The organism is Variovorax sp. Soil_C_17 (assembly GCF_057657265.1).
In genome coordinates this window covers 1,099,655-1,122,039 of sequence record NZ_JBDGIT010000002.1, presented here as the reverse complement: position 1 = coordinate 1,122,039, position 22,385 = coordinate 1,099,655, and the positions used below count along the sequence as shown (strand labels likewise).

The 22,385-nt window shown below is 69.5% G+C and carries 29 protein-coding genes and 1 pseudogene; 11 read left to right on the top strand and 19 right to left on the bottom strand.

The features are described 5' to 3' along the window. Position 1 precedes the first annotated feature (1 nt). Positions 2–523 (top strand): N-acetyltransferase family protein, encoded by a 522-nt coding sequence (locus tag AC3A6Y_RS13820; RefSeq protein ID WP_487868786.1) that lies wholly within the window; start codon positions 2–4, stop codon positions 521–523. Here the strand turns inward: AC3A6Y_RS13820 and AC3A6Y_RS13815 are convergent. Continuing rightward, entirely contained in the window at positions 520–1,548 is a 1,029-nt protein-coding gene (locus AC3A6Y_RS13815) for a P1 family peptidase (RefSeq protein WP_487868785.1), read from the bottom strand. The genes AC3A6Y_RS13820 and AC3A6Y_RS13815 overlap by 4 nt on opposite strands. Before the next feature lie 34 nt (positions 1,549–1,582). After that, positions 1,583–2,233 (bottom strand): cation efflux transmembrane domain-containing protein, encoded by a 651-nt coding sequence (locus tag AC3A6Y_RS13810; RefSeq protein ID WP_487868784.1) that lies wholly within the window; start codon positions 2,231–2,233, stop codon positions 1,583–1,585. Positions 2,234–2,288: 55 nt separating this feature from the next. Between AC3A6Y_RS13810 and AC3A6Y_RS13805 the strand changes: the two genes are divergently transcribed. Then, positions 2,289–2,762 carry a Cd(II)/Pb(II)-responsive transcriptional regulator gene (locus tag AC3A6Y_RS13805; RefSeq protein WP_487868783.1) on the top strand — a complete coding sequence of 158 codons (474 nt, stop codon included), beginning with the start codon at positions 2,289–2,291 and terminating at the stop codon, positions 2,760–2,762. 20 nt (positions 2,763–2,782) lie between these two features. Here the strand turns inward: AC3A6Y_RS13805 and AC3A6Y_RS13800 are convergent, their stop codons facing one another. The 9 genes and pseudogenes from AC3A6Y_RS13800 to AC3A6Y_RS13760 form a co-directional block, all read right to left on the bottom strand. Next, the gene (locus AC3A6Y_RS13800; protein WP_487868782.1) at positions 2,783–3,772 is read right to left on the bottom strand and encodes a glycerophosphodiester phosphodiesterase; all 990 of its coding nucleotides are present in this window, start codon (positions 3,770–3,772) and stop codon (positions 2,783–2,785) included. Next, complete coding sequence (locus AC3A6Y_RS13795; RefSeq protein WP_487868781.1) at positions 3,769–4,347, bottom strand: YceB family lipoprotein; 579 nt, start codon at positions 4,345–4,347, stop codon at positions 3,769–3,771. Before AC3A6Y_RS13795 ends, AC3A6Y_RS13800 begins: the two co-directional genes overlap by 4 nt. A 30-nt stretch (positions 4,348–4,377) precedes the next feature. Continuing rightward, complete coding sequence (locus tag AC3A6Y_RS13790; RefSeq protein ID WP_487868780.1) at positions 4,378–5,163, bottom strand: amino acid ABC transporter ATP-binding protein; 786 nt, start codon at positions 5,161–5,163, stop codon at positions 4,378–4,380. Next, on the bottom strand, positions 5,147–5,800 hold the full coding sequence (locus AC3A6Y_RS13785; RefSeq protein ID WP_487868779.1) for an amino acid ABC transporter permease: 654 nt from the start codon (positions 5,798–5,800) through the stop codon (positions 5,147–5,149). Before AC3A6Y_RS13785 ends, AC3A6Y_RS13790 begins: the two co-directional genes overlap by 17 nt. A 90-nt stretch (positions 5,801–5,890) precedes the next feature. Continuing rightward, positions 5,891–6,553 (bottom strand): amino acid ABC transporter permease, encoded by a 663-nt coding sequence (locus AC3A6Y_RS13780; protein ID WP_487868778.1) that lies wholly within the window; start codon positions 6,551–6,553, stop codon positions 5,891–5,893. A gap of 12 nt (positions 6,554–6,565) precedes the next feature. Continuing rightward, entirely contained in the window at positions 6,566–7,357 is a 792-nt protein-coding gene (locus tag AC3A6Y_RS13775; protein WP_487868777.1) for a transporter substrate-binding domain-containing protein, read from the bottom strand. After that, positions 7,354–8,142, bottom strand: a complete 789-nt coding sequence (locus AC3A6Y_RS13770; protein ID WP_487868776.1) for a GntR family transcriptional regulator — start codon at positions 8,140–8,142, stop codon at positions 7,354–7,356. Before AC3A6Y_RS13770 ends, AC3A6Y_RS13775 begins: the two co-directional genes overlap by 4 nt. Positions 8,143–8,220: 78 nt before the next feature. After that, positions 8,221–8,343 (bottom strand): annotated as a pseudogene (locus AC3A6Y_RS13765) (tripartite tricarboxylate transporter substrate binding protein); the annotation flags it as partial. Positions 8,344–8,376: 33 nt separating this feature from the next. Next, positions 8,377–8,817 carry an OsmC family protein gene (locus tag AC3A6Y_RS13760; RefSeq protein ID WP_487868775.1) on the bottom strand — a complete coding sequence of 147 codons (441 nt, stop codon included), beginning with the start codon at positions 8,815–8,817 and terminating at the stop codon, positions 8,377–8,379. A gap of 188 nt (positions 8,818–9,005) precedes the next feature. Between AC3A6Y_RS13760 and AC3A6Y_RS13755 the strand changes: the two genes are divergently transcribed. Continuing rightward, positions 9,006–10,697, top strand: coding sequence for a long-chain fatty acid--CoA ligase (locus tag AC3A6Y_RS13755; RefSeq protein ID WP_487868774.1), 1,692 nt, complete (start codon positions 9,006–9,008; stop codon positions 10,695–10,697). 22 nt (positions 10,698–10,719) lie between these two features. Here the strand turns inward: AC3A6Y_RS13755 and AC3A6Y_RS13750 are convergent, their stop codons facing one another. The 3 genes from AC3A6Y_RS13750 to AC3A6Y_RS13740 form a co-directional block, all read right to left on the bottom strand. Next, positions 10,720–11,109 (bottom strand): lysozyme inhibitor LprI family protein, encoded by a 390-nt coding sequence (locus tag AC3A6Y_RS13750; protein ID WP_487868773.1) that lies wholly within the window; start codon positions 11,107–11,109, stop codon positions 10,720–10,722. A gap of 56 nt (positions 11,110–11,165) precedes the next feature. Further along, positions 11,166–11,588, bottom strand: a complete 423-nt coding sequence (locus AC3A6Y_RS13745; RefSeq protein WP_487868772.1) for a GNAT family acetyltransferase — start codon at positions 11,586–11,588, stop codon at positions 11,166–11,168. A 104-nt stretch (positions 11,589–11,692) separates the two neighbouring features. Next, positions 11,693–13,039, bottom strand: coding sequence for an NAD(P)/FAD-dependent oxidoreductase (locus AC3A6Y_RS13740; protein WP_487868771.1), 1,347 nt, complete (start codon positions 13,037–13,039; stop codon positions 11,693–11,695). A 168-nt stretch (positions 13,040–13,207) separates the two neighbouring features. Here AC3A6Y_RS13740 and egtB point away from each other — a divergent pair, with 168 nt between their 5' ends. The 5 genes from egtB (at position 13,208) to AC3A6Y_RS13715 (ending at position 17,047) form a co-directional block, all read left to right on the top strand. Beyond that, positions 13,208–14,458, top strand: coding sequence for an ergothioneine biosynthesis protein EgtB (gene egtB, locus AC3A6Y_RS13735; protein ID WP_487868770.1), 1,251 nt, complete (start codon positions 13,208–13,210; stop codon positions 14,456–14,458). Next, positions 14,458–15,444 carry an L-histidine N(alpha)-methyltransferase gene (gene egtD, locus AC3A6Y_RS13730; RefSeq protein ID WP_487868769.1) on the top strand — a complete coding sequence of 329 codons (987 nt, stop codon included), beginning with the start codon at positions 14,458–14,460 and terminating at the stop codon, positions 15,442–15,444. The genes egtB and egtD overlap by 1 nt, the downstream gene beginning before the upstream one ends. 36 nt (positions 15,445–15,480) lie before the next feature. Continuing rightward, positions 15,481–15,762 carry a DUF427 domain-containing protein gene (locus tag AC3A6Y_RS13725; RefSeq protein ID WP_487868768.1) on the top strand — a complete coding sequence of 94 codons (282 nt, stop codon included), beginning with the start codon at positions 15,481–15,483 and terminating at the stop codon, positions 15,760–15,762. Then, positions 15,759–16,502 carry a 2OG-Fe dioxygenase family protein gene (locus AC3A6Y_RS13720; RefSeq protein ID WP_487868767.1) on the top strand — a complete coding sequence of 248 codons (744 nt, stop codon included), beginning with the start codon at positions 15,759–15,761 and terminating at the stop codon, positions 16,500–16,502. The genes AC3A6Y_RS13725 and AC3A6Y_RS13720 overlap by 4 nt, the downstream gene beginning before the upstream one ends. 107 nt (positions 16,503–16,609) lie before the next feature. Beyond that, positions 16,610–17,047, top strand: coding sequence for a universal stress protein (locus AC3A6Y_RS13715; RefSeq protein ID WP_106558688.1), 438 nt, complete (start codon positions 16,610–16,612; stop codon positions 17,045–17,047). A 16-nt stretch (positions 17,048–17,063) separates the two neighbouring features. Here AC3A6Y_RS13715 and AC3A6Y_RS13710 read toward each other — a convergent pair whose 3' ends face one another. Further along, positions 17,064–17,705: an RluA family pseudouridine synthase gene (locus AC3A6Y_RS13710; protein ID WP_487868766.1), complete on the bottom strand. Its 642-nt coding sequence runs from the start codon at positions 17,703–17,705 to the stop codon at positions 17,064–17,066. Between the two features lie 98 nt (positions 17,706–17,803). Here AC3A6Y_RS13710 and AC3A6Y_RS13705 point away from each other — a divergent pair, with 98 nt between their 5' ends. After that, entirely contained in the window at positions 17,804–19,039 is a 1,236-nt protein-coding gene (locus AC3A6Y_RS13705) for an MFS transporter (protein WP_487869054.1), read from the top strand. Here AC3A6Y_RS13705 and AC3A6Y_RS13700 read toward each other — a convergent pair. Both AC3A6Y_RS13700 and AC3A6Y_RS13695 read right to left on the bottom strand, forming a co-directional pair. Continuing rightward, on the bottom strand, positions 19,036–19,338 hold the full coding sequence (locus tag AC3A6Y_RS13700; RefSeq protein WP_487868765.1) for a 2Fe-2S iron-sulfur cluster-binding protein: 303 nt from the start codon (positions 19,336–19,338) through the stop codon (positions 19,036–19,038). The two genes, AC3A6Y_RS13705 and AC3A6Y_RS13700, sit on opposite strands and share 4 nt — an antisense overlap. Next, positions 19,335–19,484, bottom strand: coding sequence for a hypothetical protein (locus AC3A6Y_RS13695; RefSeq protein ID WP_487868764.1), 150 nt, complete (start codon positions 19,482–19,484; stop codon positions 19,335–19,337). Before AC3A6Y_RS13695 ends, AC3A6Y_RS13700 begins: the two co-directional genes overlap by 4 nt. 78 nt (positions 19,485–19,562) lie before the next feature. Between AC3A6Y_RS13695 and AC3A6Y_RS13690 the strand changes: the two genes are divergently transcribed. After that, on the top strand, positions 19,563–20,081 hold the full coding sequence (locus tag AC3A6Y_RS13690; protein ID WP_487868763.1) for an N-acetyltransferase family protein: 519 nt from the start codon (positions 19,563–19,565) through the stop codon (positions 20,079–20,081). A 20-nt stretch (positions 20,082–20,101) separates the two neighbouring features. Continuing rightward, positions 20,102–21,019, top strand: a complete 918-nt coding sequence (locus AC3A6Y_RS13685) for a DUF808 domain-containing protein (protein ID WP_487868762.1) — start codon at positions 20,102–20,104, stop codon at positions 21,017–21,019. Here the strand turns inward: AC3A6Y_RS13685 and mnmH are convergent. Together mnmH and AC3A6Y_RS13675 are read right to left on the bottom strand one after the other, a co-directional pair. Next, on the bottom strand, positions 21,011–22,060 hold the full coding sequence (mnmH, locus tag AC3A6Y_RS13680; RefSeq protein ID WP_487868761.1) for a tRNA 2-selenouridine(34) synthase MnmH: 1,050 nt from the start codon (positions 22,058–22,060) through the stop codon (positions 21,011–21,013). The genes AC3A6Y_RS13685 and mnmH overlap by 9 nt on opposite strands. Beyond that, on the bottom strand, positions 22,060–22,278 hold the full coding sequence (locus tag AC3A6Y_RS13675) for a hypothetical protein (protein WP_487868760.1): 219 nt from the start codon (positions 22,276–22,278) through the stop codon (positions 22,060–22,062). Before AC3A6Y_RS13675 ends, mnmH begins: the two co-directional genes overlap by 1 nt. Between the last annotated feature and the right edge of the window lie 107 nt (positions 22,279–22,385).

Below are 22,385 nucleotides of genomic sequence, written 5' to 3'. Positions count from 1 at the left end.
CATGGAAGCCGCGCCCGACGTTGTCATTCGTCCTGCGGTGCCTGGCGATGCGGCTCGCCTGCTGCGCTTGCGTCGCAAGCTCGCAGCCGAGACGCCCTTCATGCTCCTGGAGCCTTCGGAATGTCGTCACTCCGCGAGAGACGAGGCGCAGCGCATTCGGCTCTTCGACGCCCGGCCGCATTCGCTGATCCTGGTGGCCGAGCAAGGGCGGGTGCTGGTCGGCACCCTGGCAGCCATCGGCGACGATCTGCAGCGGCTTCGTCATGCCGCTGCGCTCGCGCTCGGTGTGGCGCAAACGCACTGGGGCTGCGGCATCGGTTCGCGCCTGATCGAAACCGCCGTGGCGTGGAGCCGCGAGCAGGGCATCCGACGGCTGGAACTGACGGTGCCGACGATCAACCTGCGCGCCATCGCGCTGTGCCTTCGCGCCGGCTTCCAGGTCGAAGGGCTGCGCCGCGCCTCGCTGGCCCTCGAGGGATGCTATGTGGATGAGTACCTGATGTCGGCCATCGAGCGCGTTTAACCGAACTCCGACGCACTCGGAAAGAAGCCCCCATCGACGCGCACCGTGCGCGCGGCTCTCACCGCCCGCAGCGTCGCCCGTGCCACGACCTCCGCCGCCATCGTGCCCAGCACCGTCATCCCCGGCGCGTCGCCCTCGAGCGGCACGCGCCCGGTGGCGAGCGCGAAGAGGGTGTCCCCGTCGCTCATGGTATGCACCGGATTGATCGCGCGCGCCAGGCCGTCGTGGGCCACGGCCGCCAGGCGATTGGCCTGCACCTTGGTGAGCCGGGCGTCGGTGGCGACCACGCCCAGCGTGGTGTTGGTGCCCGCCAGCAGCAGCTGCGGCAGCTCGCCGCGCAGCAAGGCACGGCGGGTGTCCAGCAGCGCGCTGCCGTCCTCGGTGCGGGCGCCGGCGACCACCTGCGCAGTGTCGGGGTCGAGCACATCGCCCAGCGCGTTGCAGGCGATCAGGGCGCCGACCGTCACGCCATTGACGGTGACCGAGGCGGTGCCGATGCCGCCCTTCATCGCGCGGTGCACGCCGAAGAGCTTGCCCACCAGGGCGCCGCTGCCTGCGCCGACGTTGCCCTCGGCCGGCGCAGCCGTCGATGCGGCCTCGCAGGCGGCATAGCCGGCCGCGGCATCGGGCCGGACGCGCGCGTCGCCGAGCGGCAGGTCGAAGAGCACGGCCGCCGGCACGATCGGCAGCGTGCCGAAGCGCACGTCGAGGCCGATGCCGCGCTCCTCCAGCCAGCGCATCGCGCCCTCGGCCGCCGCAAGGCCCCAGGCGCTGCCGCCCGCGAGCATCACGGCATGCACCTGCTGGACGAAGTTGCCGGGCGCGAGCAGGTCGGTCTCGCGCGTGCCGGGTGCGGCGCCGCGCACGTCGACGCCGGCCACGGCGCCTTCGCGCGCCAGGATCACGGTGCAGCCGGTGGGCCGGCGCGGGTCGCTGAAATGGCCGACCTCGATGCCGGCGACGTCGGTGATGGCGCCCGGGTGCTGCGTCGGGGAAGAAGGTGGAGAAGAGGGCTGATGGGACATCGCCGACGATTATGGAACCGCGCGCCCCGGCGGCTCAGGCGCGCTTCGCCCGGCGCGCGCCGGCACGGCCGAGCTCGCCGCGCGCCTGCCGCAGCACCGCCCAGCCGCCGCTGAGCGCCAGCGCCGCCATCACCGCGGCCACCGCCAGGTCGGGCCAGGCCGTGCCGGTGCCGAAGACGCCGAGGGCCGCGAGCATCACCGCCACGTTGCCGATGGCATCGTTGCGCGAGCACAGCCAGACGCTGCGCATGTTGGCATCGCCCTCGCGAAAGGCGTAGAGCATGAGAGCGACCGCCACGTTCACCCCGAGGGCCAGCGCGCCCACCAGCCCCATCGTCAGCGCCTCGGGCGGCAGGCCTTGGGTGGCCGACCACAGCGTCCTGCCGGCCACGAAGAGGCCGAAGCCCAGCATGCTGAAGCCCTTGAGCACGGCCGCGCGGGCGCGCCACGCCAGGCCCATCGAGAGCACGGCGAGGGTCACGCCGTAATTCGCCGCATCGCCGAAGAAGTCGATCGCATCGGCCAGCAGCGAGACCGAGCCCGATCGGAAGCCGGCGCCGATCTCGACCGCGAACATCGCCGCATTGAGGGCCAGCGCCACCCACAGCACGCGCCGGTAGCGCGGGGTGTCGGAGGCCGTGAGGTGTTCGTGGTCGTGATCGTGTTCGCAGCAGCTTGCAGACATGGTTTCTCCAGTGATGGCAGCATTGGAAAGGTTGAAGTCACTGGAAGGTCAAGCCATGCCTGTCGCAAACCCGCCCGTCGAACAGGGTTACCGCATCGGAGATGCCGCGGCCCGAAGCGGCCTGAGCGCCACCAACATCCGCTATTACGAGAAAGAGGGCCTGGTCGCACCACAGGCCCGCGGCGACAACAGCTACCGGCATTACACCGATGCCGACGTGCACCGGCTGCGCTTCATCCGCCTGTGCCGGGCCATGGACATGTCGCTGGACGAGGTGCGCGCGCTGCTCGGGCTGGACCTGCGCAGCAAGGACGACTGCGCCGCCGCCAACGTGGCGCTCGACACGCACCTGGGCCATGTGCGCGAGCGCCTGCGTGAGTTGCGCTCGCTCGAGAAGGAGCTGATCGCGTTGCGCGACTGCTGCGACGGCAGCGATGCGCAATGCCACATCATCGAGACGCTGCATGCGCGCGCCGATGCGCAGCCCTCGGGCGAGTCGCGCGGAACGCGCGCCACGCGCCACGTCTAGCGTCGCTGCCGCAAGGACGCTCAGGGCTTCGCAGGCGCCGGCAGCGGCATGCGGCGCTCGCGCATCAGGTCGCGCAGCAGCGCCGGGTCGTCGGTGATGAGGCCGTCGACCTTCCAGTCCATCAGCCTCGCCATGTCGGCGCGCTGGTTCACCGTCCAGGGCACGACCTGGAAGCCCAGCGCCTGCGCCTCCCGGACCTGCGCGGCCGTGAGCTCGGCAAAGGCCGGCGACCAGATCACCGGGCCCGGGCTGTTGCCGACGGCGGCCTTCACCAGGCGCGGTGCCGAGCCGAAGTCCTCGAGCCGCAGGCCGGAGGTCCAGCGCGGGTCCCTGAGCGTGCGGGCGCTCGTGAGATAGGCGCGCTGCAGCTGCGGCGCCCACTGGCCGACGAGGGCCAGCGTGCGCCAGTCGAAGCTCTGCACGGTCACGCGCGAGCCCATGCCGGCCTTGTCGATCTCGGCCAGGAGCGCGCGCACCATCTGTTCCGGTGCCGCGGTCTCCTCGGGCCGGCTGGGGTCCAGCTTGGTTTCGATGTTGAAGCGCAGCTGCGCCGCGCCGCGTGCGCGTACCCGCTCGAAGAGCGCGGCCAGCGTCGGGATGCGCTCGCCGTCGCGCGGCACCTGCAGGGCGAACTGCTTGCCGTAGTTGCTCGCCGGATCGATGCGGCCGACGTCGTAGGCCTGCAGCTGCGCCAGCGTCAGCGCGCGGATCGCCGGGCCCTTGGCAGTGAGAAAGGCGCCGTTCGCATCGCGTGTGTGCTCGGGGTTGAGCACGGTGTCGTGCGAGATCACCACCACGCCGTCGGCGGTGAGTCCGATGTCGAGCTCGAGCGTGGTCACGCCCATCTCCATGGCGTTGTCGAAGGCGGCCAGCGTGTTCTCCGGCGCGAGCGCGCGCCCGCCGCGGTGGGCCTGGAGGTCGAAGTCGCGCTTCGGCGTGGGCGCGGTCGCCGAGCAGGCAGCGAGCAGCCATGCAGCGAGCAGCCAGGGTGTGCAGCGGGTGAGCTTCATTTCAGCTGGACCTTGATGCCGTCCTGTTGCACCGTGATGTCACCGATCTCGTAGGTCTTGCGCCCCACGGTCAGCTCCTCGGCGGTGAAGGTGCGCAGCGGCTGGTCGCGCAGCAGCTCCTGCGCGACCACGGCGCCGATCTGCTGCAGGCGCTCGGCATCGCGCCCGGTCACGCCCTGCAGCTCGAGCCGCTCGGCCTTGGGCTGGTCGAGCCGCAGCGCGCGGGCCGGTGCGTCGTACCTGAGCGCACTGCTGACCGAGACCACGCCCTCGACCGTCGAGGGCCGCAGCAGCGGGCTCGCGATGCTCAGCAGGGCCGTGATCGCGGCCCGATTGGCGCGGGCGTCCAGCCCCAGCTGCGGATCGCGCAGTGCGACGGTGAAGATCTCGGCATAGCGCTGCTGCACCGGGAAGCGCTTGGCGATCTGCGCCTGCAGCTCTTCGCGGCTCGCGGTGTATTCGCTGGTGAAGAAGTTGAAGCCCGCCAGCGCTGCGATGGGGGCGCACGCGCCAGCACCGAGCAAGGCGCGCAGAACGAGGCGGCGGGACGGCGGCAAGAAGGAGCGGTACTGCATACCGCTGCGAGCTTGCCACAGCCCGATGGTTCAATCGTGAAGCGACGAAAGGAACTGTTTCAGCTCGGCGGTCTGCGGATTGCCGAACAGCTCGGCCGGCGGCCCCATCTCGTGCACGCGCCCCTGGTGCATGAAGATCACGCGGTCGCTGACCTTGCGCGCGAAGCTCATCTCGTGCGTCACCATCAGCAGCGTCATGCCCTCGTCGGCCAGCGACTCGACCACGCGCAGCACCTCGCCCACGAGCTCCGGGTCGAGCGCCGAGGTGATCTCGTCGCACAGCAGCACGGCCGGCTCCATCGCCAGGGCGCGTGCGATGGCCACGCGCTGCTGCTGGCCGCCCGAGAGCTGGTCGGGCATGGCGTCGAACTTCTGCTCCAGGCCCACGCGGGTGAGCAGCTTGCGCGCCTGCTGCGCGGCTTCCGCGTGGCTGCGCTTCTTCACCAGCGTCGGCGCCAGCATCACGTTGCGGCCCACCGAGAGATGCGGGAACAGGTTGAAGCTCTGGAAGATCATGCCCACGTGCTGCCGCAGTTCGCGCATCGCCATCGCGCTCTCGTGCAGCAGCGGCTTGCCATCGACCGTGAGCGAGCCTTCGTGGAACGCCTCGAGGCCGTTGATGCAGCGAAGCAGCGTGCTCTTGCCCGAGCCGCTCTTGCCGATGATGGCGATCACCTCGCCGCGCTGGACCTCGAGGTCGATGCCCTTGAGCACCTCGTTGCTGCCGTAGGCCTTGCGCAGCGCGGTGATGCGGACGATGGGCGGGCCACCCGCGGTGTCTGCAGCAGCGGCGGGAGCTTCAGCGACGAGCGCCATGGATCTTCCTTTCGAGGTTCTTAGCGTACAGGCTCACGGGGAAGCACAGCGCGAAATAGAGCAGGGCCACGCAGCTGAAGACCACGAAAGGCTTGAAGGTGGCGTTGGAGATCATGCTGCCGGCCTTGGTCAGCTCGACGAAGCCGATCACCGAGGCCAGCGCCGTGCCCTTGATCACCTGCACCAGGAAGCCCACGGTGGGCGCGATGGCGATGCGCGTGGCCTGCGGCAGGATCACGTGGCGCATCTGCTCGCCGAAGCTCATGGCCAGGCTGCCCGAGGCCTCCCACTGGCCCCTGGGGATGGCGGCCACGCAGCCGCGCCAGATCTCGGTGAGGAACGCGCTGGTGTAGAGCGTGAGCGCCACCGAGGCCGCGGTCCAGGCCGAGACCTCGATGCCGAAGAGCGCGATGCCGAAGTAGGCCAGGAACAGTTGCATCAGCAGCGGGGTGCCCTGGAACAGCTGTACATAGAGGCCGATGAGCCGTTCGGCGATGCGGCCGCCCGACAGGCGCAGGAACAGCAGCAGGCCGCCCACCACGCCGCCGCCGACGAAGGCGATGAGCGACAGCGCCACGGTCCAGCGCAAGGCCAGCAGCAGGTTGCGCAGGATGTCCCAGAGGGAGAACTCGATCATGGTCAGGCCTCCCGCCGGGCCGCCCCAAGGGAGGCCTGCGCCCCCTCGGGGGGCAGCGAGTACACGAAGTGACGAGCGTGGGGGCTCATATCATTTGCCGAAGAAGAACTTCGGCCCCGCCCAGTTGAGCAGTCGCCGTGCGGCCACCGACAGCGCCAGGTAGATGACGGTCGCGACGATGAAAGCCTCGAAGGCGCGGAAGTTGCGGCTCTGGATCAGGTTGGCCGCGTAGCTCAGCTCCTCGGTCGAGATCTGGCTGCACACGGCCGAGCCGAGCATCACGATGATGATCTGGCTCACCATCGCGGGCCAGACCTTCTTCAGCGCCGGCGGCAACACCACGCGCGTGAAGACCTGCACCTTGTTCAGCGCCAGGCTCACGGCGGCCTCGATCTGCCCGCGCGGCGTGGCCTCGATGCCGGCGCGGATGATCTCGGTGGCGTAGGCGCCGAGGTTCATCACCATGGCGATCACCGAGGCCACCTCGGGCGAGAGCTTGAAGCCCGCCGCCGGCAGTCCGAAGAAGATGAAGAACAGTTGCACGATGAAGGGCGTGTTGCGGATCAGCTCCACGTAGCTGCCGACGATCCAGCGCAGCCAGGCCGGTCCGCTCGCCCGCGCCCAGGCGCAGGCGATGCCCACCGCCATGCCGATCAGCGTGGCGACGAGCGTGAGGCCGAGCGTCCACAGGATGCCCCTGACCAGCAGCGGCCATTGGCCGAGCACGGCCCCGAAGTCGAACTCGATGCCCATGGCGGTGCGGCGTCAGAGGGGCAGGTCGCCGGCTTCCTTGCCGAGGAACTTCTTCGACATGGCATCGAGCGTGCCGTCTTTCTTGGCGGCCGCGATGATCTCGTTGACCTTGGCCTTCAGCGCGTCCTCGCCCTTGGCGATGCCGACGAAGCAGGGGCTGTCCTTCAGCAGCAGCTTGTACTCGGCGCCCAGCTGCGGGTTCTTCTGCATCATGTTGCCGGCGACCGCGGCGCTGGTGGCGATGGTCTGCGTCTGGCCGGCGACGAAGGCGGCGATGGTGGCGTTGTTGTCCTCGAAGCGCTTGTAGTCGACGTTGGCCGGCGCCACCTTGGCGAGTTCCTGGTCTTCCATCGCGCCGCGGGTCACGGCGACGCTCTTGCCGGCCATGTCGGCAAAGCTCTTGATGCTGACGCTCTTGGACGCATACACGGCCTGGAAGAAGGGCGCGTAGGCGGCGCTGAAGTCGATCACCTTCTCGCGCTCGGCGTTCTTGCCCAGCGTGGAGATCACGAGGTCGGCCTTCCTGGTCTGCAGGTAGGGGATGCGGTTGGCGCTGGTGACGGGCACCAGCTCGGCCTTCACGCCCAGCTTGGCCGCTATCAGCCTGGCCATCTCGACGTCGAGGCCCTGGGGCGCCATGTCGGGGCCGACGAAGCCGTAGGGCGGGTAGTCGGTGGGAATGGCGACCTTGAGGGTCTTGGACTTCAGCACGTTGTCGAGCGCGCTCTGGGCGTGGGCGGCGCCGGTGGCGAGCAGGGCGGCCGAGGCGAGGGTCAGCGCGAACTGGCGCTTCGAGATCTTCATAGCAGGGCTCCTAGGTAAGTCGAAGAATCGTCGGGTGAGGGGATGGCGCCGGAGGCCTGGGTCTTGCCCCGGCCACGCAAGAGCTGTGCCTTGGCCTTGGCGCCGGGCGGCGTGCCCTGAAGCGGTGCGAGCGCATCGCGCAGCTGGGCCAATGGGTCGGCCTGGGCCTGCACACGCAGGGCCGATTGAACGGTGCCGATGTGCTCGACCATCAGCGCCTCGGCGCCGGCGGTGTCGCCGCGCTCCAGCGCCGCGACGATGCGCACATGGTCCTCGCAGGACTGCGCGGCGTCGTGGGATGACTGGTAGAGCATCGCGATCAGCGTGGTGCGCGCGGTGAAGTCGCGCAGCGTGTCGGCCAGCAGCGAGTTGCCCAGGCACTCGGCCAGGCACACGTGGAAGTCGCCCAGCAGGTAGCTGCGCGTGCCGACGTCGCTGCCCTTGAGCGCGGCCTTCTCGCGCTGCAGGTGCGCCTTGAGCGAGCGCAGCGCGTCCTTGCCGATGCGGCCGGCGCTGCGGATCAGGCCGGCCTCGATCACGCGGCGCGCCTCGAAGGCCTCGCGCGCCTCGTCCTGCGAGGGCTCGATCACGTACCAGCCGCGCCGCGCGCTCACCGTGACGATGCCGCGCGCCGCCAGGCGCGTGAGCGCCTCCCGCACGATGGTGCGGCTGCAGTCAAACAGCATCGCGAGCTGCTGCTCGCCCAGGCGCGCGCCCGGGGCGAGCTTCTGCGCCATCACCGCCTCGACGATGCGTGCACTGATTTCGGGAGCGGTGATGGACATGTTCCTGCATACCAGCAGGTTTCGTGCCTGCTTGTATGCAAGATCTGTGCACCAATCAGGCGCACCGAATGCCCCACATCAGTCCATCCTGGCGCCCGAGGCCTTGACGGGCTTTTCCCAGCGCGGGGTCTCCGCGGCGAGGAAGCGGGCGAAATCCTCGCTGCCGAGGTAGGCCGGATCGGCGCCCTGGCTGGTCATGCGTCGTTGGGGCGGACGATCATGAACAGCGCCTGCTCAGGTTTTCAGCGTGGCCTTCAACGTGATCTCGGGAACGCTGGCCAGCGCCTTCGACAGCGGGCAGCCGGCCTTGGCGCCGGCCGCCAGTTCCTGGAACTTGGCCTCGTCGATGCCGGGAATCTCCGCTTCGAGTTCGAGCTGGATGCGGTCGATCTTGAAGCCCGGGCCATCCTTGGCCAGGCGCACCGCGGCCTGGGTGTCGATGCGCGTGGCGGTGAAGCCCGCGCCCTCGAGTGCGAAGGCCAGCGCCATCGTGAGGCAGCCCGCATGCGCAGCGCCGAGGATCTCCTCGGGGTTGGTGCCGGTGCGGTCGTCCTCGAAGCGGCTCTTGAAGCCGTAGGGGTAGTTCTTGAGCGCACCGGTCTCGGTGCTGATCTGGCCCTTGCCGGTCTTGCCGGCGCCTTCCCAGTGAACACTTGCGCGCTTGTCTGCTGCCATGTGAGCTCCTCGGTGGTGGGGGGATGAAGAAAACGATCCGCCGTTGTACGGCAGAACGGGCCGGCTGTCTGTCGGCAGGCCCGGAAAGGCATCTTTCGGCGGGAGTCGCGGATGTGACGCCGTCGGGGCTTCCCCGATGCGGCCCGAGCATGCGGCATCGTAGGCTTGCCCGTCCCATTGGAGCCCGTATGGATCGTCCGCACTTCAAGTTCTGGCCGCAGCGCCTGCCTCGCTCGCTCACCATTCCCGCCACCTCGCTGTGGCACAACCTCGCCACCGCCGCCGAGCGCTTTCCCGACAAGACGGCGCTGGTCTTCTTCGGCCGCGAGACCACTTACCGCGAGCTGGCGGCGCAGGCCGAGCGGCTGGCGGGCACGCTGCATGCGCTGGGCGTGAAGCGCGGCGACCGCGTGGTGCTGGACATGCAGAACTGCCCGCAACTGGTGATCGCGCATTTCGCGATCCTGCGCGCCAACGCGGTGGTGGTGCCGGTCAATCCGATGAACCGGGCCGAGGAGCTCAAGCACTACATCACCGATCCGGATGCCAAGGTCGCGATCACCACAGGCGACCTGGCGCCCGAGCTCGCCAGGGCCAGCGACGCACTGGCCCCCGACGAGCGCCTGGCGCACCTGATCGTCACGCAGTTCACCGATGCCTTCGACCCCGAGGCGCAGGGCGACGAGTCGCCGCCGCCGGCGTGGCGCGACTGGCTGCTCGGGCGCCATCCGCTGCCTGCGCTCGCGGGCGGCGAGGTCATGGCCTGGACCGATGCGCTGGCCGCCGGCCACGCGCCGCCCGCCCACGTCGTGGGCGCGAACGACATGGCGCTGCTGCCCTATACCAGCGGCACCACCGGCCTGCCCAAGGGCTGCGTCCACCATCACAGCAGCCTGATGCACAACGCGTATGCCTGCCAACTCTGGGGCATGGCTTCGTCCGAGACCGTGGTGCTGGCGGTGGTGCCGATGTTCCACATCACGGGCACGGTGAGCGTGCTGCACACCATGATCATCAGCGCGGGCACACTGGTCATCATGCCGCGCTGGGACCGCGAGGTGGCGGGCCGGCTGATCTCGCGCCGCAAGGTCACGAGCTGGACCAACATCCCCACCATGGTGATCGACCTGCTGGGCAGCCCCAACTTCGCGAGCTTCGACCTCACGAGCCTGGTCCACATCGGCGGCGGCGGCGCCGCCATGCCGCAGGCGGTGGCGCAGCGCCTGTACGAGCAGTACGGGCTCAAGTACCAGGAGGGCTACGGGCTCACCGAGACCGCGGCGCCTTCGCACACCAACCCGTTCGAGAATCCCAAGCAGCAATGCCTGGGCATTCCTTTCATGAGCACCGACGCGCGCGTGGTCGATCCCGACACCCTGAAGGAGATGCCCATCGGCGAATCGGGCGAGATCATCATCCATGGGCCCGAGGTGTTCCAGGGCTACTGGAAGCGTCCCGATGCGACCGCGGCGGCCTTCGTCGAGTTCGAGGGCAAGCGCTTCTTTCGATCCGGCGACATGGGCCGCATGGACGAAGACGGCTACTTCTTCATGACCGACCGCCTGAAGCGCATGATCAACGCCAGCGGCTTCAAGGTCTGGCCGGCCGAGGTCGAGCTGCTGATGTTCCGCCACCCCGCGATCCAGGAGGCCTGCGTGATCGCCACCAAGGACGCCTACCGGGGCGAATCGGTCAAGGCCGTGGTGGTGCTGCGCGCCAGCCACAAGAACACCACCGAGCAGGAGATCATCGACTGGTGCCGCGAGAACATGGCGGTCTACAAAATCCCGCGCGCGGTGCAATTCGTCGATGTGCTGCCGAAGAGCGGGAGCGGGAAGGTGATGTGGCGCTTGCTGCAGGAGGCGGAGAACAAGGGCTGAGCGGCGGCCCGCGAGCGCGTCCTCAGGCCTTGAGCCAATCCCTGAGCTGCTTGGTCCGCTGCTCCGTGTGCTCGATCTGGCAGCCGAGCGCGGCGATGTCGCGCACCGTGCCTCCCGCGTTGAGCGTGTACTTGGCCCTGCAGTCGTCGTCGCGGAACTGGATCCAGGCCCGCTGCGCCTGCTGCAGCAGCTTGCGCGTGGCGGCGTAGTCGACGGCATCGTTCTTGCCGTCGGACTCGAGCGACTTCATCAGCGACTGGTAGGCGGCGTTGAGCTCCCTGTCCTTGCGCGCCAGGGCCTGCTGGGCGCACTGGTTGATCTCGACGGTGTTGCGGGTCCTGCACGGCTCCTCGGCGAAGACGATGCCGGGAAGCAGGAGCAGGGCGGTGCCGAGGCAGGACAGCTTCTTCATCTGAAACTCCGCGATCGCTGGGGCCGGAGCTCGTATTCTGCGCCGGCCGGACTCACTCATGCATCGTGGATGAGACGGCGTCCGAGGCTGATCACATCGTCCTGCGTGTAGCCGAGCTTGCGATAGAAGGCGACGACCTCGGTGTTCGACGAGCGCACGAGGAGGTTGATCTTCGGGCAGCCGCGCGCGATGAGCAAACGCTCGGCCTCGTGCATGAGCGCGCGGCCGACGGCCATGCGCCGGTGCCCGGGCGAGACCGCAAGGTAGTAGACCCAGCCGCGGTGGCCGTCGAAGCCCGCCATCGCGGAGCCGAGGAGCGCGCCGTCTCCCCCGGTGGCGACCAGGAAGAGTTCGGGCTGCTCGCCGAGCTTGCGCTGGATGTCGCGGTGCGGGTCGTTCCACGGGCGCGTGAGGCCGCAGGCCTGCCAGAGGGCGATCACGCCGGCTTCGTCGGCGGGCTGGAAAGCACGAATCTTCATGTGACGAGTTCCGGTCGATGAAAAGAATCACGAGCCGCCGTTCGATCGCGTGCGCAGCATGAGCAGCGCCGGGCCGTCGGGCGTCACGACTTCTCCGCGTCCGCTCAGGATTCTCCCTTGCCCCTGACCTCGGCCACCACCCGCGCATGCCGCTGAAAGCTCCAGTAGGCGCTGGCCCAGTCCATCAGCACCACGATGCGGTTGCGGAACCCGATCAGGAAATAGGCGTGCGCGAAGAGCCAGAACAGCCAGGCCATCCGGCCCGAGAAGCGCAGCGGCCCGAGCGGCGTGCCCAGGTCGACCACGGCCGAGTTGCGCCCGATGGTGGCGAGGTTGCCGTAGTCGCGGTAGCGGAAGGGAACCGTCTCCTTGCCCGCGAGGCGGCGCAGGATGTTCGCGGCCGCGGCGCGGCCCGCCTGCTTGGCGCCGGGCGAGACGCCGGGCACGGGCGTGGGTTCCTTGCGGGGCCGGTGGCTCATGGCGGCGGCCAGGTCCCCCACCACGCTGATCTCGGGATGGCCGGGCAGGCTGAGGTCGGGCTGCACCTTCACGCGGCCGGCCCGGTCGCATTCGGCGCCGGTGGCGTCCGCCAGCAGCCGGCCGAGCGGCGAAGCGGCCACGCCGGCGGCCCAGATCACGCAATGGCAGGCGATGCGATGGGTGCCGGTGCCGGCGCCGCCGTCGCTGAAGGGCGATTCCACCTCCAGTCCGCCGGCCGTGACCGCCGTCACGCGGGCGTTGAGGCGCACCTGCACGCCCAGCTTCTGCAACTGCTCGAGCGCGCGCTGGCTCAGGACCTCGGGCATGGCCTGCAGCACGCGCGGGCCGCCTTCGATCAGCAGCACCTCGGCCGTGCGCGGGTCGATGCGGCGGAACTCGCCGCGGAGGGTGTGGCGCGCGATCTCGGCCAGCGTGCCCGCCATTTCCACGCCGGTCGGGCCGGCGCCGATCACGGCGAAGGTGAGCAGGGCGCGCCGGCGCGCCGGGTCGGGCTCGACCTCGGCCGCCTCGAAGCTCATGAGAATCCGGCGCCGGATCTCGAAGGCATCGGCCAGGGTCTTGAGGCCGGGCGCCATGGTCGACCAGTCGTCGTGGCCGAAGTAGCTGTGGGTCGCGCCCGCGGCCACGATCAAGTGGTCATACGGCAGGCGGGTGGCGTCGGCCAGGTGCACCTCGCGCGCCTCGGGGTCGATGCGGGTCGCCTCGCCGAGCAGGGTGGTGATGTTGGGCTGGCGTCGGAACAGCAGGCGGGCCGGCGCGGCGATCGAGGGCGCCGCCAGTCCGGCGGTGGCGACCTGGTAGAGCAGCGGCTGGAACAGGTGGTGGTTGGTCTTGTCGACGATGGTGATGTCGACGGCCGCGTGCTGCAGCTTGCGCGCCGCCTCGAGGCCACCGAAGCCGCAGCCGATGATCACGATGCGGGGGCGGCCGGAAGAAGGGGGCGTACTCATGCGCCGGATGATACGCAGCCACCCTGCACGTCCCGGCATCTTGTGCCAAAGTGGCGCGTTCGACGGGGGCCACGTGCTGCGGTCGGGGTGCCGCGCTGCGGGCCCTTGTCCTACGGCGCCGACCGCCGCGCATGGGCTAAAAACCTTCCGATCCACAATGGAGACCCCATGAATCTCACCCAGCCGGCCCGGCCCGCGGCGGACGAGCTGCGCGATCGTTTTCAATCAGTGCGTTCGCTCAGCCTTGCATTGGCGGCGCCGCTCTCGGCCGAGGACCAGTGCATCCAGTCGATGCCCGACGCCAGTCCGACCAAATGGCACCTGGCGCACACCACCTGGTTCTTCGAGACCGTGCTGCTGCAGCCGCATGCGACGGGCTATCGCGTCTTCGATGCGGCCTTCGCCTACCTCTTCAATTCCTACTACGAGGCGCTGGGGCCGCGCCACCCGCGTCCGCAGCGCGGGCTTCTGACGCGGCCTTCGCTGGAGCAGGTGCAGGCCTACCGGCGCCATGTGGACGAGGCGGTCGATGCGCTGCTCGCCGGCGCCGGCGAGGACACCGACTGGGAGGCGGTCGCGCCCATCATCGAGCTGGGCCTGAACCATGAGCAGCAGCACCAGGAGCTGATCCTCACCGACATCCTGCACGCGCTGTCCTGCAATCCGCTGCTGCCGGCTTACCGCACGGCGCCCACGCCGGCGCTGCGGCTGGCCTCGGTGGCGCCGGCGATGCGCTGGCTTTCGCGGCCGGGCGGCGTGGTCGAGGTCGGCCATGCCGGCGGCGGCTTCAGCTTCGACAACGAAACGCCGCGCCACGCGGCCCTGCTGCAGCCCCACGCCATCGCGGACCGGCTGGTGAACTGCGGCGAGTACGCGCAATTCATCGCCGATGGCGGCTACGAGCGGCCCGAGCTCTGGCTCTCCGACGGCTGGGCCGCGGTGCAGGCGCAGGGCTGGCGCCATCCGGCGTACTGGCTCGCGCCCGACGATCCGCGCCTCGTCCATCACGGCGCGACCGCAGGCTGGCACGCCTTCGGCCTGCACGGCGTGCGGCCGCTGGAGCCCGAGGCGCCGGTCTCGCAACTGAGCTTCTACGAAGCCGCGGCCTACGCCGAGTGGGCCGGCGCGCGGCTGCCCACCGAGTTCGAGTGGGAGGCCGCGCACGATGCGCCCGGCATCTCGCAGATGAGCGGCCACGTCTGGCAGTGGACGCGCTCTTCCTACGACCCCTATCCGGGCTTCCGCCCGTTGTCGGGCGTGGCGGCCGAATACAACGGCAAGTTCATGGTCGGCCAGCTGGTGCTGCGCGGCGGCAGCGCGGCCACGCCCGCGGGCCATGCGCGGCCCAGCTACCGCAACTTCTTCCCGCCGGCCGCGCGCTGGCAGTTTTCCGGGCTGCGGCTCGCGAAGGATCTCTGATGGCTATTCCTGCAGTGAGCCTGCATGCCTTCCGCAGCGCACAGCGCGCAGCGCCGCTCTCCGACTTCGGCCGCGAGCTGTTCGAGGGCCTCAGCCGCAGTCCGCGCAGCATCTCGCCCAAGTTCTTCTACGACGTGGCCGGCTCGCAGCTCTTCGATCGCATCTGCGATCTGCCGGAGTACTACCCGACGCGCACCGAGATGCGCATCCTCACCGAATGCGCGCCCGAGATCGCAGCGCAGATCGGACCGAACGCCGATGTCGTCGAGTTCGGCGCGGGCTCGCTCACCAAGGTGCGGCTGCTGCTCGACGCGCTGCATGCGCCCCGCCGCTATGTGCCGATCGACATCTCGGGCGAGCACCTCGAAGCTGCGGCGCAGCGCCTGCGTGCCGACTATCCGCGGATCGCCGTGCAGCCCGTGGTGGCCGACTACACCATGCCGCTGGTGCTGCCCTCGCTCGGCGAGGGCCTGGGCCAGCGCGTGGGCTTTTTCCCCGGCTCGACGCTCGGGAACTTCAGCCCCGAGGAGGCGCTGGCCTTCCTGCAGCTCGCGCAGCGCCTGCTGCGCGGCGGCGGCCTGCTGCTGGGCGTGGACCTGGTCAAGGACCCCGCGCGGCTGCATGCCGCCTACAACGACGCGCAAGGCGTGACCGCGGCCTTCAACCTCAACCTGCTGCGCCGCGCCAATCGCGAACTCGGCACCGACTTCGACCTCGAGGGCTTCGCCCACGCCGCCTTCTACAACGCGCCCCTGCGCCGCATCGAAATGCACCTGGTGAGCCGCCGCGCGCAGAGCGTCAGGCTGGACGGGCAGCGCTTCGACTTCGAAGAGGGCGAGACCTTCCACACCGAGAACTCGTACAAGTTCACCGCCCCGGGCCTGCACGCGCTGGCCGTGAAGGCGGGCCTCAGGCCAACTGCGGTGTGGACCGACCCCGAGCGGCTCTTCAGCGTGCACTGGCTGCAGTCGCCCGCGGCACAATAGCTCCGTCCCGCCATCGGGCGGGCCTTGGAGACCTGGATGAAAGCAACCTGGAACGGCGTCACCATCGCCGAGAGCGACGACACCGTGCTCGTCGAAGGCAACCACTATTTCCCGGCGAGCGCGCTCAATCGCGACTACGTCAGCTTCAGCAACCACAAGAGCACCTGTCCCTGGAAGGGCACTGCCAGCTACTACTCGCTGCTGGTCGACGGCGAGCTCAATACCGATGCCGTCTGGTACTACGCCGACCCCAAGCCCGAGGCCGAGATGGTGCGCGACCGGGTCGCCTTTTGGAAGGGCGTGAAGGTGTCGGAGTGAGCGCAGGGAACTTCGACCCACCCTTCACACCCGTCGACCGGCTCGTTCCCGCGTTGCGCCAGGACGGCTACGCGGTGCTGAGCCCGCAGGGAGTGGCCCAGTGGCTGGGCAGCCCGCTCGCAGAGCTCGAAGTGCTGCATGCCGACTGGAACCAGCTGCCGCTGGACGAATACCTGAAGGACGGCGGCCGCTACCGCACGCGGCGCCATGCCTGCTTCACGGTCGAGGACGCGATCATCGATCAGGTGCCGCACCGCGCGCACTGGCAGCCGGTCGAGTACAACGCGCTGCATGGCGGCATGCAGCGCTGGTTTGCGCCGATGGAATCCGGAACGCTCGTGCAGCCGGCCTGGCAGGCGCTCATCAAGGGCCTGGCCGAGGTGGCGAACGGCTTGCGCGGCACGCAGCGCTGGTACGTGGAAGCGCACCAGTTCCGCATCGACACGGCCGAGGGCATCGGCCGGCCGACGCCCGAGGGCGCGCACCGCGACGGCGTCGACCTGGTCGCGGTGGCGCTGGTCGGCCGCCACAACATCAAGGGCGGCGAAACCCGCGTGTTCGAGGCCGCGGGCCGCCGCGGCGAACGCTTCACGATGACGGAGCCGTGGACGCTGCTGGTCATCGACGATGCGCGCGTGATCCACGAATCGACGCCGATCCAGCCGCTGGTGGACAGCCAGCCGGGCTGGCGCGACACGCTGGTCGTGACCTGCCGCGCCGGCTCTTTTCAGGGCGATTGAGCAGCACCTGCCGGTCCGTAGCAGTCCTACGCCCGATTCCATTCCTTGGATGTACATTCAGGGCCCGGTTCGACTGCGAGCCGTCATGTGAACAAACGAGGTCTGTCATGTTCAATCACATCCTGGTTCCGATCGACGGGTCCGAAACGTCGATGCTCGCAGTCAGCAAGGCCAGCGGGCTCGCCTTGGCATTCGGCAGCCGCATCACCCTGATCCACGTGGTCGACAACTACCCCTTCATCGGCGTCGGCGCGGACTATGCGCTGGGCCAGAACGAATACCTGGCAGCCGCCACCAGCAGCGCCAACGCGGCGCTGGCACGCGGCGTCGCCGCGCTGGCCGCCGAAGGCCTGCACAGCGACCAGCGCGTGATCGATGGCCATGTGGTGCACGAAGGCATCGTCGACACCGCGGACGCGATCGGGGCCGACCTGATCGTGATGGGCTCGCACGGGCGCTCGGGCATCGAGAAGCTGCTGCTGGGCAGCGTCACGCAGCGTGTCTTGCAGGACGCCAAGGTGCCGGTGCTCGTGGTCAAGGGCTGAGCAACGGGCAGGGCATTCAAGCGAAAGGCGGCGCACTCTCGAAGCGCAGCACCCGGCCATCGGCGGGATGGGCGAACTCGAGTCCGCTCGCATGCAGCAGCAGCCGGTCGGCGCGCCGCTGCACCGCCTCGCTCCCGTAGAGCGCATCGCCGAGGATCGGATGGCCGATCGACAGCAGGTGCACGCGCAGCTGATGGCTGCGGCCGGTCAGCGGCTCCAGCCACAGGTGCGTGGCACCGCGCTCGGGCAGGAGCCGCTTCACGCGCCAGCGCGTGACGCTGGGCTTGCCGTTCTGCGCATCGATCTTCTGCAGCGGGCGCCTGGGCCAGTCGGCGATCAGCGGGGCGTCGATCAGCGACCACGCCTCGGACACCGGCAGCAATCCGTCGACGATCGCCTCGTAGCGCTTGTGAACGCGCCGCTCGGCGAAGGCATCTCCGAGTGCGCGCTGCATGGCGGGATTGCGCGCCATCAGCACCAGGCCGCTGGTGGCCATGTCGAGCCGGTGCACCACCAGTGCGTCGGGCCAGCGCGCCTGCGCACGGGCGCTGAGGCAGTCCTGCTTGTCCTCGCCGCGGCCGGGCACGCACAGGAGGCCGGCGGGCTTGTCGAGCACCAGCAGGTCGGCGTCTTCATGGATCACGGCGAGCGCATTCATGGCGAGCGAGTCTATGAGGCTGGGCTATCCTCGACCCGATGTCCGTCCCCGCCGCCGCCTCGCCGAATTTTTCCGATCTCACGCGCGAGCGGCCCTTCATGCGAATGTGGACGGCCCGGCTCTTCGGCACCGCGGGCAGCCAGATGCTGCTGGTCGCGATCGGCTGGCACATGTACGAGCTGACCGGCAGCGCCTGGGACCTGGGGCTGGTCGGGCTCTACCAGTTCGTCCCGGCGCTGTTGCTGGCGCTGCTCGCAGGCCACGTGGTCGACCGGCGCCATCGCGGCCGCATCGTCGCCGCCTGCTTCGCGGTGCAGGGGCTGGTCGCGCTGGCGCTGCTCCTGTCCGTGCGTGGCCACCACGACTCGCGCGCGCTGCTGCTCGGGCTGTCGCTGGTGCTCGGCGCGGTGCGCGCCTTCCAGATGCCGGCGCAACAGGCCTTGACGCCGCTGCTGGTGCCGCCGCTGATGCTGCCGCGCGCCATGGCCTTCAGTTCGGCCGGCATGCAGGGCGCGATCATCGGCGGCCCGGCGCTGGGGGGCCTGCTGTTCGCCGCGGGCGCCGGCGTGGTCTATGCAGCGAGCCTGCTCTTCTTCGCCATGGGCAGCCTGCTGGTCGTGCAGGTGCGCTACGAGCACGCGCCGCCGCCGCGCGAACCGGTCTCGCTGGCCACGGTGCTGGCGGGCGTTAATTTCATCTGGCACCGCAAGCCGGTGCTGGGGGCGGTCTCGCTCGACCTCTTCGCGGTGCTGCTGGGCGGGGCGGTCGCGTTGCTGCCGATCTTCGCCAAGGACATCCTGCACACCGGCCCTTGGGGCCTGGGCCTGTTGCGCAGCGCGCCGGCGGTCGGGGCGCTCGTTGCATCGATCCTGCTGACGCGGCGGCCGATCGAGCGGCACGTGGGCCGTGCGCTGCTGATCGCCGTGGCGGTGTTCGGCGTGTGCATGATCGTGTTCGGCTTGTCGAGCAGCTTCATCGTGTCGCTGCTCGCGCTGGCCGTCTCGGGCGGCGCCGACATGGTCAACGTGGTGATCCGCCAGACGCTGGTGCAGCTGGAAACGCCGGACGCGATGCGCGGGCGGGTGAGCGCCGTCAACTCGATCTTCATCGGTGCCAGCAACCAGCTCGGCGAGTTCGAGTCGGGCGCCACCGCGGCCCTGCTCGGTCCGGTGGGTTCGGTGGTGGTGGGCGGCGTCGGCACGGTGCTGGTGGCGCTGGCCTGGTTCCGGCTCTTTCCGTCGCTGGCGGCGCGCGATCGGCTGGTGAGGCCGGATGCCCAAAGCGCCCGAGTCACCCAAGCCGCCCAAGCCACCCAAGGCTCCCAAAGCCCTTAGAAGTGCGAAAAAGCCAGGGGCACCTCCAGCCTGACGTCGCCCACCGGCTCCGCCACGCAGGGCAGGATCCAACCCTCGGCCTTTTCCTCCCGGCTGAGGCCGGGCCATTCGATGCGGTAGCGTATTTCGCCGTCGAGAAGACGGCAGATGCAGGTGCGGCAGGTGCCGTTTCGGCAGGAGCTGGGCAGCTCGATGCCGGCGGATTCGGCCGACTGCAGCAAGGTGCGGCCCGCTTCGGTCTCGAAGCGGAAGCCGCCGGGCTCGATCTGCGCCGTGGCCTGCGGCGCACCCGTGCTCATTCCTTGTTCTTGACCTTGCCGCGCGGAATGATGGCCGTCGTGACCGTGCGGACCGGTTCGAAGCCGGCAGCCGGCGCCTTCGGCGGCGAGGTGTCCTTCTTCGGTTTCTTCGATTCCTTGTTGCTGCGTTGCTGTCCCTTGGGCATAGGTTCCTCCAGTGAATGGTGAGGCAGTTTAGCGAGGCGGCGACAATACACCCCTTTATCGATCGTTCCCCCGCTTTCATGTCCGACTACGAAGTTCGCCCCGCCGCCATGCGCGATGCCAAGGCCATCGCCGACGTCCACGTTGCCTCCGCCCGTGCCGCTTACGTGGACATCCTTCCCGAAGACCAGCTGCGGGCGCTGGCGCCCTCCACGCGCGAGGCCAAATGGCGCGAAGCCATCGAGTTCAGCGAGCCCCAGGTGCATGTGGCGGTGCTGGGCGAGGAGGTGGTGGGCTTCGTCGGCTTCGACCGCTCCCGCGACCCCAAGACGCCCTCGACCACCGGCGAGATCTGGGCCCTCTACGTGAAGCCCGAGCACTGGGGCAAGGGCGTGGGCGTGGCGCTCTGGGACGCCGCGCGCGACGGCCTGGAGGAAGAGGGCTGCACGCTGGTCACCGTCTGGGTGCCGCTGCGCAACGACCGCGCGCTGCGCTTCTACGAGCTGGCCGGCTTCAAGCGCGAGATGAAGACTGCCAAGACGACGTCGCTGGGCGGTACGAAGATCGAAGAGATCCGCCTGAAGCGCAACGTCGCCTGACCCACCAGGAACAGTCATTCATGGCCTCCAGTCTTCTGCTCCTGCTCGACGATATCGCCACCGTCCTCGACGACGTTTCCATCCTCACCAAGGTCGCTGCCAAGAAGACCGCCGGCGTGCTGGGCGACGACCTGGCGCTGAACGCCCAGCAGGTGAGCGGCGTGAAGGCGGAGCGCGAGCTGCCGGTGGTGTGGGCGGTGTGCAAGGGCTCCTTCATCAACAAGGCCATCCTGGTGCCCGCGGCGCTGCTCATCGGCACCTGGCTGCCCTGGCTGGTGACGCCGCTGCTGATGATCGGCGGCGCCTTCCTGTGCTTCGAGGGGTGCGAGAAGCTGGCGCACAAGTTCCTGCACAAGGACGAGCATGCGGCCGAGGTCTCGCAGCTCGAGCAGGCGCTCGTCGATCCCTCCGTCGACCTGGTCGCGGTCGAGCGGGACAAGATCAAGGGCGCGGTGCGCACCGACTTCATCCTGTCGGCGGAAATCATCGCCATCACGCTGGGCACGGTGCAGGGCCAGCCCTTCACCACGCAGCTGTCGGTGCTGGTCGGCATCGCGCTGATCATGACCATCGGCGTCTACGGGCTGGTCGCGGGCGTCGTGAAGCTCGACGATGCCGGCCTCTACCTGAGCCGGCGCGAAGGTGCCGCCTCGCAGGCGCTCGGCCGGGGCATCCTGGCGGCTGCGCCCTGGCTCATGAAGGCGCTCTCAATCGCCGGCACGGCCGCCATGTTCCTGGTGGGCGGCGGCATCCTGGTGCACGGCGTGCCGGCCCTCGGCCATGCGGTCGAAGCCTGGGCGGTCAACGCGGGGAGCCTCCTGGGCAGCCTGGGCTCGATGGGCGTCAATGCCGGCGTCGGCATCGTGGCCGGCGCGATCGTGCTGGCGGCGGTGGAGCTCGGCAAGAAGGCCTTCGGCAGGAAGAAAAGCCTAGCCTAGCGCCGCCACGCGCGTCGCCAGCGCGTCGATCGCCGCATCGGAAAGATCATCGGCCGTCACGGTCTGCCGTTCGGCCCAGCGCTCGAAATGGCTGGCCTGCGAGCGCTTGTACGCCGGGTCGTAGTGCAGCGCCGTCAGCTCGGCGAACAGGGCCGGCAGCTCGCCCGCGGCGGCCCATTGCTGCCAGCGGCCGATCACGGCCTTGCCGTGCAGTTCCTTCAGCAGCCCGAGCTGGCGCGACAGCGCTTCGGGGTCGTCGCCCAGGTAGGCGTAGTCGCGCAGCAGATAGGCCAGCCGGGCCTCGGGCGTGGCCTCGATCTCGATGCACCGGCTAGCGCGCATGTGCGTCACCAGCGGCAGCGGAACGTCCAGGCGGCCGATGCGCCGGCTCTCGCCCTCCACGTAGAGCGGCTGCGCCGGATCGATGCGCTCCAGCAATTCGGCGATGCGGGTTTCGAAGGCGATCTGCGACGGCTGCGGCGTGCCGGGCAGGGCGCCCAGCAGCGAGCCCTTGTGCGCCGCCAAGCCTTCGAGGTCCAGCACCTGCCGCCCTTGCAGCGCCAGCGCCTGCAGCACGCGTGTCTTGGCGCTGCCGGTGGCGCCGCACAGCACGCGCAGGTCGAGTTGCGGGCAGAGCAGGGCCAGCTGCGTGATTACATGGCGGCGCCAGCTCTTGTAGCCGCCGGCCAGCTGCTGCGCGTCCCAGCCCACCAGGCGCAGCCAGGTGACCATCGAGCCGCTGCGCAGGCCGCCGCGCCAGCAGTAGACCAGGGGCTTCCAGCCGGCCGGCCGGTCGGCGAAGCGCTCCTTCAGGTGCCGCGCGAGGTTCGCCGCCACCATCGCGCCGCCCACGCGGCGCGCCTCGAAGGCACCCTGCTGCTTGTAGAGCGTGCCGACGATGCGGCGCTCCTCGTCGTCGAGCACCGGGCAATTGATGGCGCCGGGGATGTGATCGATGGCGTACTCGCCGGGCGAGCGCGCGTCGATCAGGGTGTCGAAGCGATGGCGGTCCTCCACGCGAACGGGTGCCGGAGCGCGCATCAGCGGGCCTTGCCCCTGGCGCGCTGGGCCAGGTCCACCACCACCAGGGCGATGCCGAGCACCAGTGCGAACCAGCCCACCACGTGGGCGCCGGCGAGCATGTCGCGCCAGTGCGGCGAAGTCAGGAAGCGGGGCGCGAGCAGGACGGCCGCGCCGATGAGGATGCACAACAGGCCGCGCTCGAACGTGCGCAGGGCCCTGGAAGGTCTGGAAGCCATGCCCGAGTTTACGGGGGCGCGATAGCACAGCTTGCCGCCGAGATATCCACCGCGCCCGACCATCCGTCCCCGATTTCGTGAAGTACTTCCTTAGAAAATAGGAACCT

Coding starts and splice junctions, on each gene's coding strand:
- AC3A6Y_RS13695 (WP_487868764.1), bottom strand. CDS start 19,484: ATGCCCAAGGGACAGCAACGCAGCAACAAGGAATCGAAGAAACCGAAG.
- AC3A6Y_RS13800 (WP_487868782.1), bottom strand. CDS start 3,772: ATGAAGCTCACCCGCTGCACACCCTGGCTGCTCGCTGCATGGCTGCTC.
- AC3A6Y_RS13820 (WP_487868786.1), top strand. CDS start 2: ATGGAAGCCGCGCCCGACGTTGTCATTCGTCCTGCGGTGCCTGGCGAT.
- AC3A6Y_RS13775 (WP_487868777.1), bottom strand. CDS start 7,357: ATGAAGATCTCGAAGCGCCAGTTCGCGCTGACCCTCGCCTCGGCCGCC.
- AC3A6Y_RS13795 (WP_487868781.1), bottom strand. CDS start 4,347: ATGCAGTACCGCTCCTTCTTGCCGCCGTCCCGCCGCCTCGTTCTGCGC.
- AC3A6Y_RS13785 (WP_487868779.1), bottom strand. CDS start 5,800: ATGATCGAGTTCTCCCTCTGGGACATCCTGCGCAACCTGCTGCTGGCC.
- AC3A6Y_RS13685 (WP_487868762.1), top strand. CDS start 20,102: ATGGCCTCCAGTCTTCTGCTCCTGCTCGACGATATCGCCACCGTCCTC.
- AC3A6Y_RS13770 (WP_487868776.1), bottom strand. CDS start 8,142: ATGTCCATCACCGCTCCCGAAATCAGTGCACGCATCGTCGAGGCGGTG.
- AC3A6Y_RS13790 (WP_487868780.1), bottom strand. CDS start 5,163: ATGGCGCTCGTCGCTGAAGCTCCCGCCGCTGCTGCAGACACCGCGGGT.
- AC3A6Y_RS13710 (WP_487868766.1), bottom strand. CDS start 17,705: ATGAATGCGCTCGCCGTGATCCATGAAGACGCCGACCTGCTGGTGCTC.
- AC3A6Y_RS13700 (WP_487868765.1), bottom strand. CDS start 19,338: ATGAGCACGGGTGCGCCGCAGGCCACGGCGCAGATCGAGCCCGGCGGC.
- AC3A6Y_RS13760 (WP_487868775.1), bottom strand. CDS start 8,817: ATGGCAGCAGACAAGCGCGCAAGTGTTCACTGGGAAGGCGCCGGCAAG.
- AC3A6Y_RS13675 (WP_487868760.1), bottom strand. CDS start 22,278: ATGGCTTCCAGACCTTCCAGGGCCCTGCGCACGTTCGAGCGCGGCCTG.
- AC3A6Y_RS13690 (WP_487868763.1), top strand. CDS start 19,563: ATGTCCGACTACGAAGTTCGCCCCGCCGCCATGCGCGATGCCAAGGCC.
- AC3A6Y_RS13745 (WP_487868772.1), bottom strand. CDS start 11,588: ATGAAGATTCGTGCTTTCCAGCCCGCCGACGAAGCCGGCGTGATCGCC.
- AC3A6Y_RS13750 (WP_487868773.1), bottom strand. CDS start 11,109: ATGAAGAAGCTGTCCTGCCTCGGCACCGCCCTGCTCCTGCTTCCCGGC.
- AC3A6Y_RS13805 (WP_487868783.1), top strand. CDS start 2,289: ATGCCTGTCGCAAACCCGCCCGTCGAACAGGGTTACCGCATCGGAGAT.
- AC3A6Y_RS13705 (WP_487869054.1), top strand. CDS start 17,804: ATGCGAATGTGGACGGCCCGGCTCTTCGGCACCGCGGGCAGCCAGATG.
- AC3A6Y_RS13810 (WP_487868784.1), bottom strand. CDS start 2,233: ATGTCTGCAAGCTGCTGCGAACACGATCACGACCACGAACACCTCACG.
- AC3A6Y_RS13755 (WP_487868774.1), top strand. CDS start 9,006: ATGGATCGTCCGCACTTCAAGTTCTGGCCGCAGCGCCTGCCTCGCTCG.
- AC3A6Y_RS13740 (WP_487868771.1), bottom strand. CDS start 13,039: ATGAGTACGCCCCCTTCTTCCGGCCGCCCCCGCATCGTGATCATCGGC.
- AC3A6Y_RS13815 (WP_487868785.1), bottom strand. CDS start 1,548: ATGTCCCATCAGCCCTCTTCTCCACCTTCTTCCCCGACGCAGCACCCG.
- egtD (WP_487868769.1), top strand. CDS start 14,458: ATGGCTATTCCTGCAGTGAGCCTGCATGCCTTCCGCAGCGCACAGCGC.
- AC3A6Y_RS13780 (WP_487868778.1), bottom strand. CDS start 6,553: ATGGGCATCGAGTTCGACTTCGGGGCCGTGCTCGGCCAATGGCCGCTG.
- mnmH (WP_487868761.1), bottom strand. CDS start 22,060: ATGCGCGCTCCGGCACCCGTTCGCGTGGAGGACCGCCATCGCTTCGAC.
- egtB (WP_487868770.1), top strand. CDS start 13,208: ATGAATCTCACCCAGCCGGCCCGGCCCGCGGCGGACGAGCTGCGCGAT.
- AC3A6Y_RS13725 (WP_487868768.1), top strand. CDS start 15,481: ATGAAAGCAACCTGGAACGGCGTCACCATCGCCGAGAGCGACGACACC.
- AC3A6Y_RS13715 (WP_106558688.1), top strand. CDS start 16,610: ATGTTCAATCACATCCTGGTTCCGATCGACGGGTCCGAAACGTCGATG.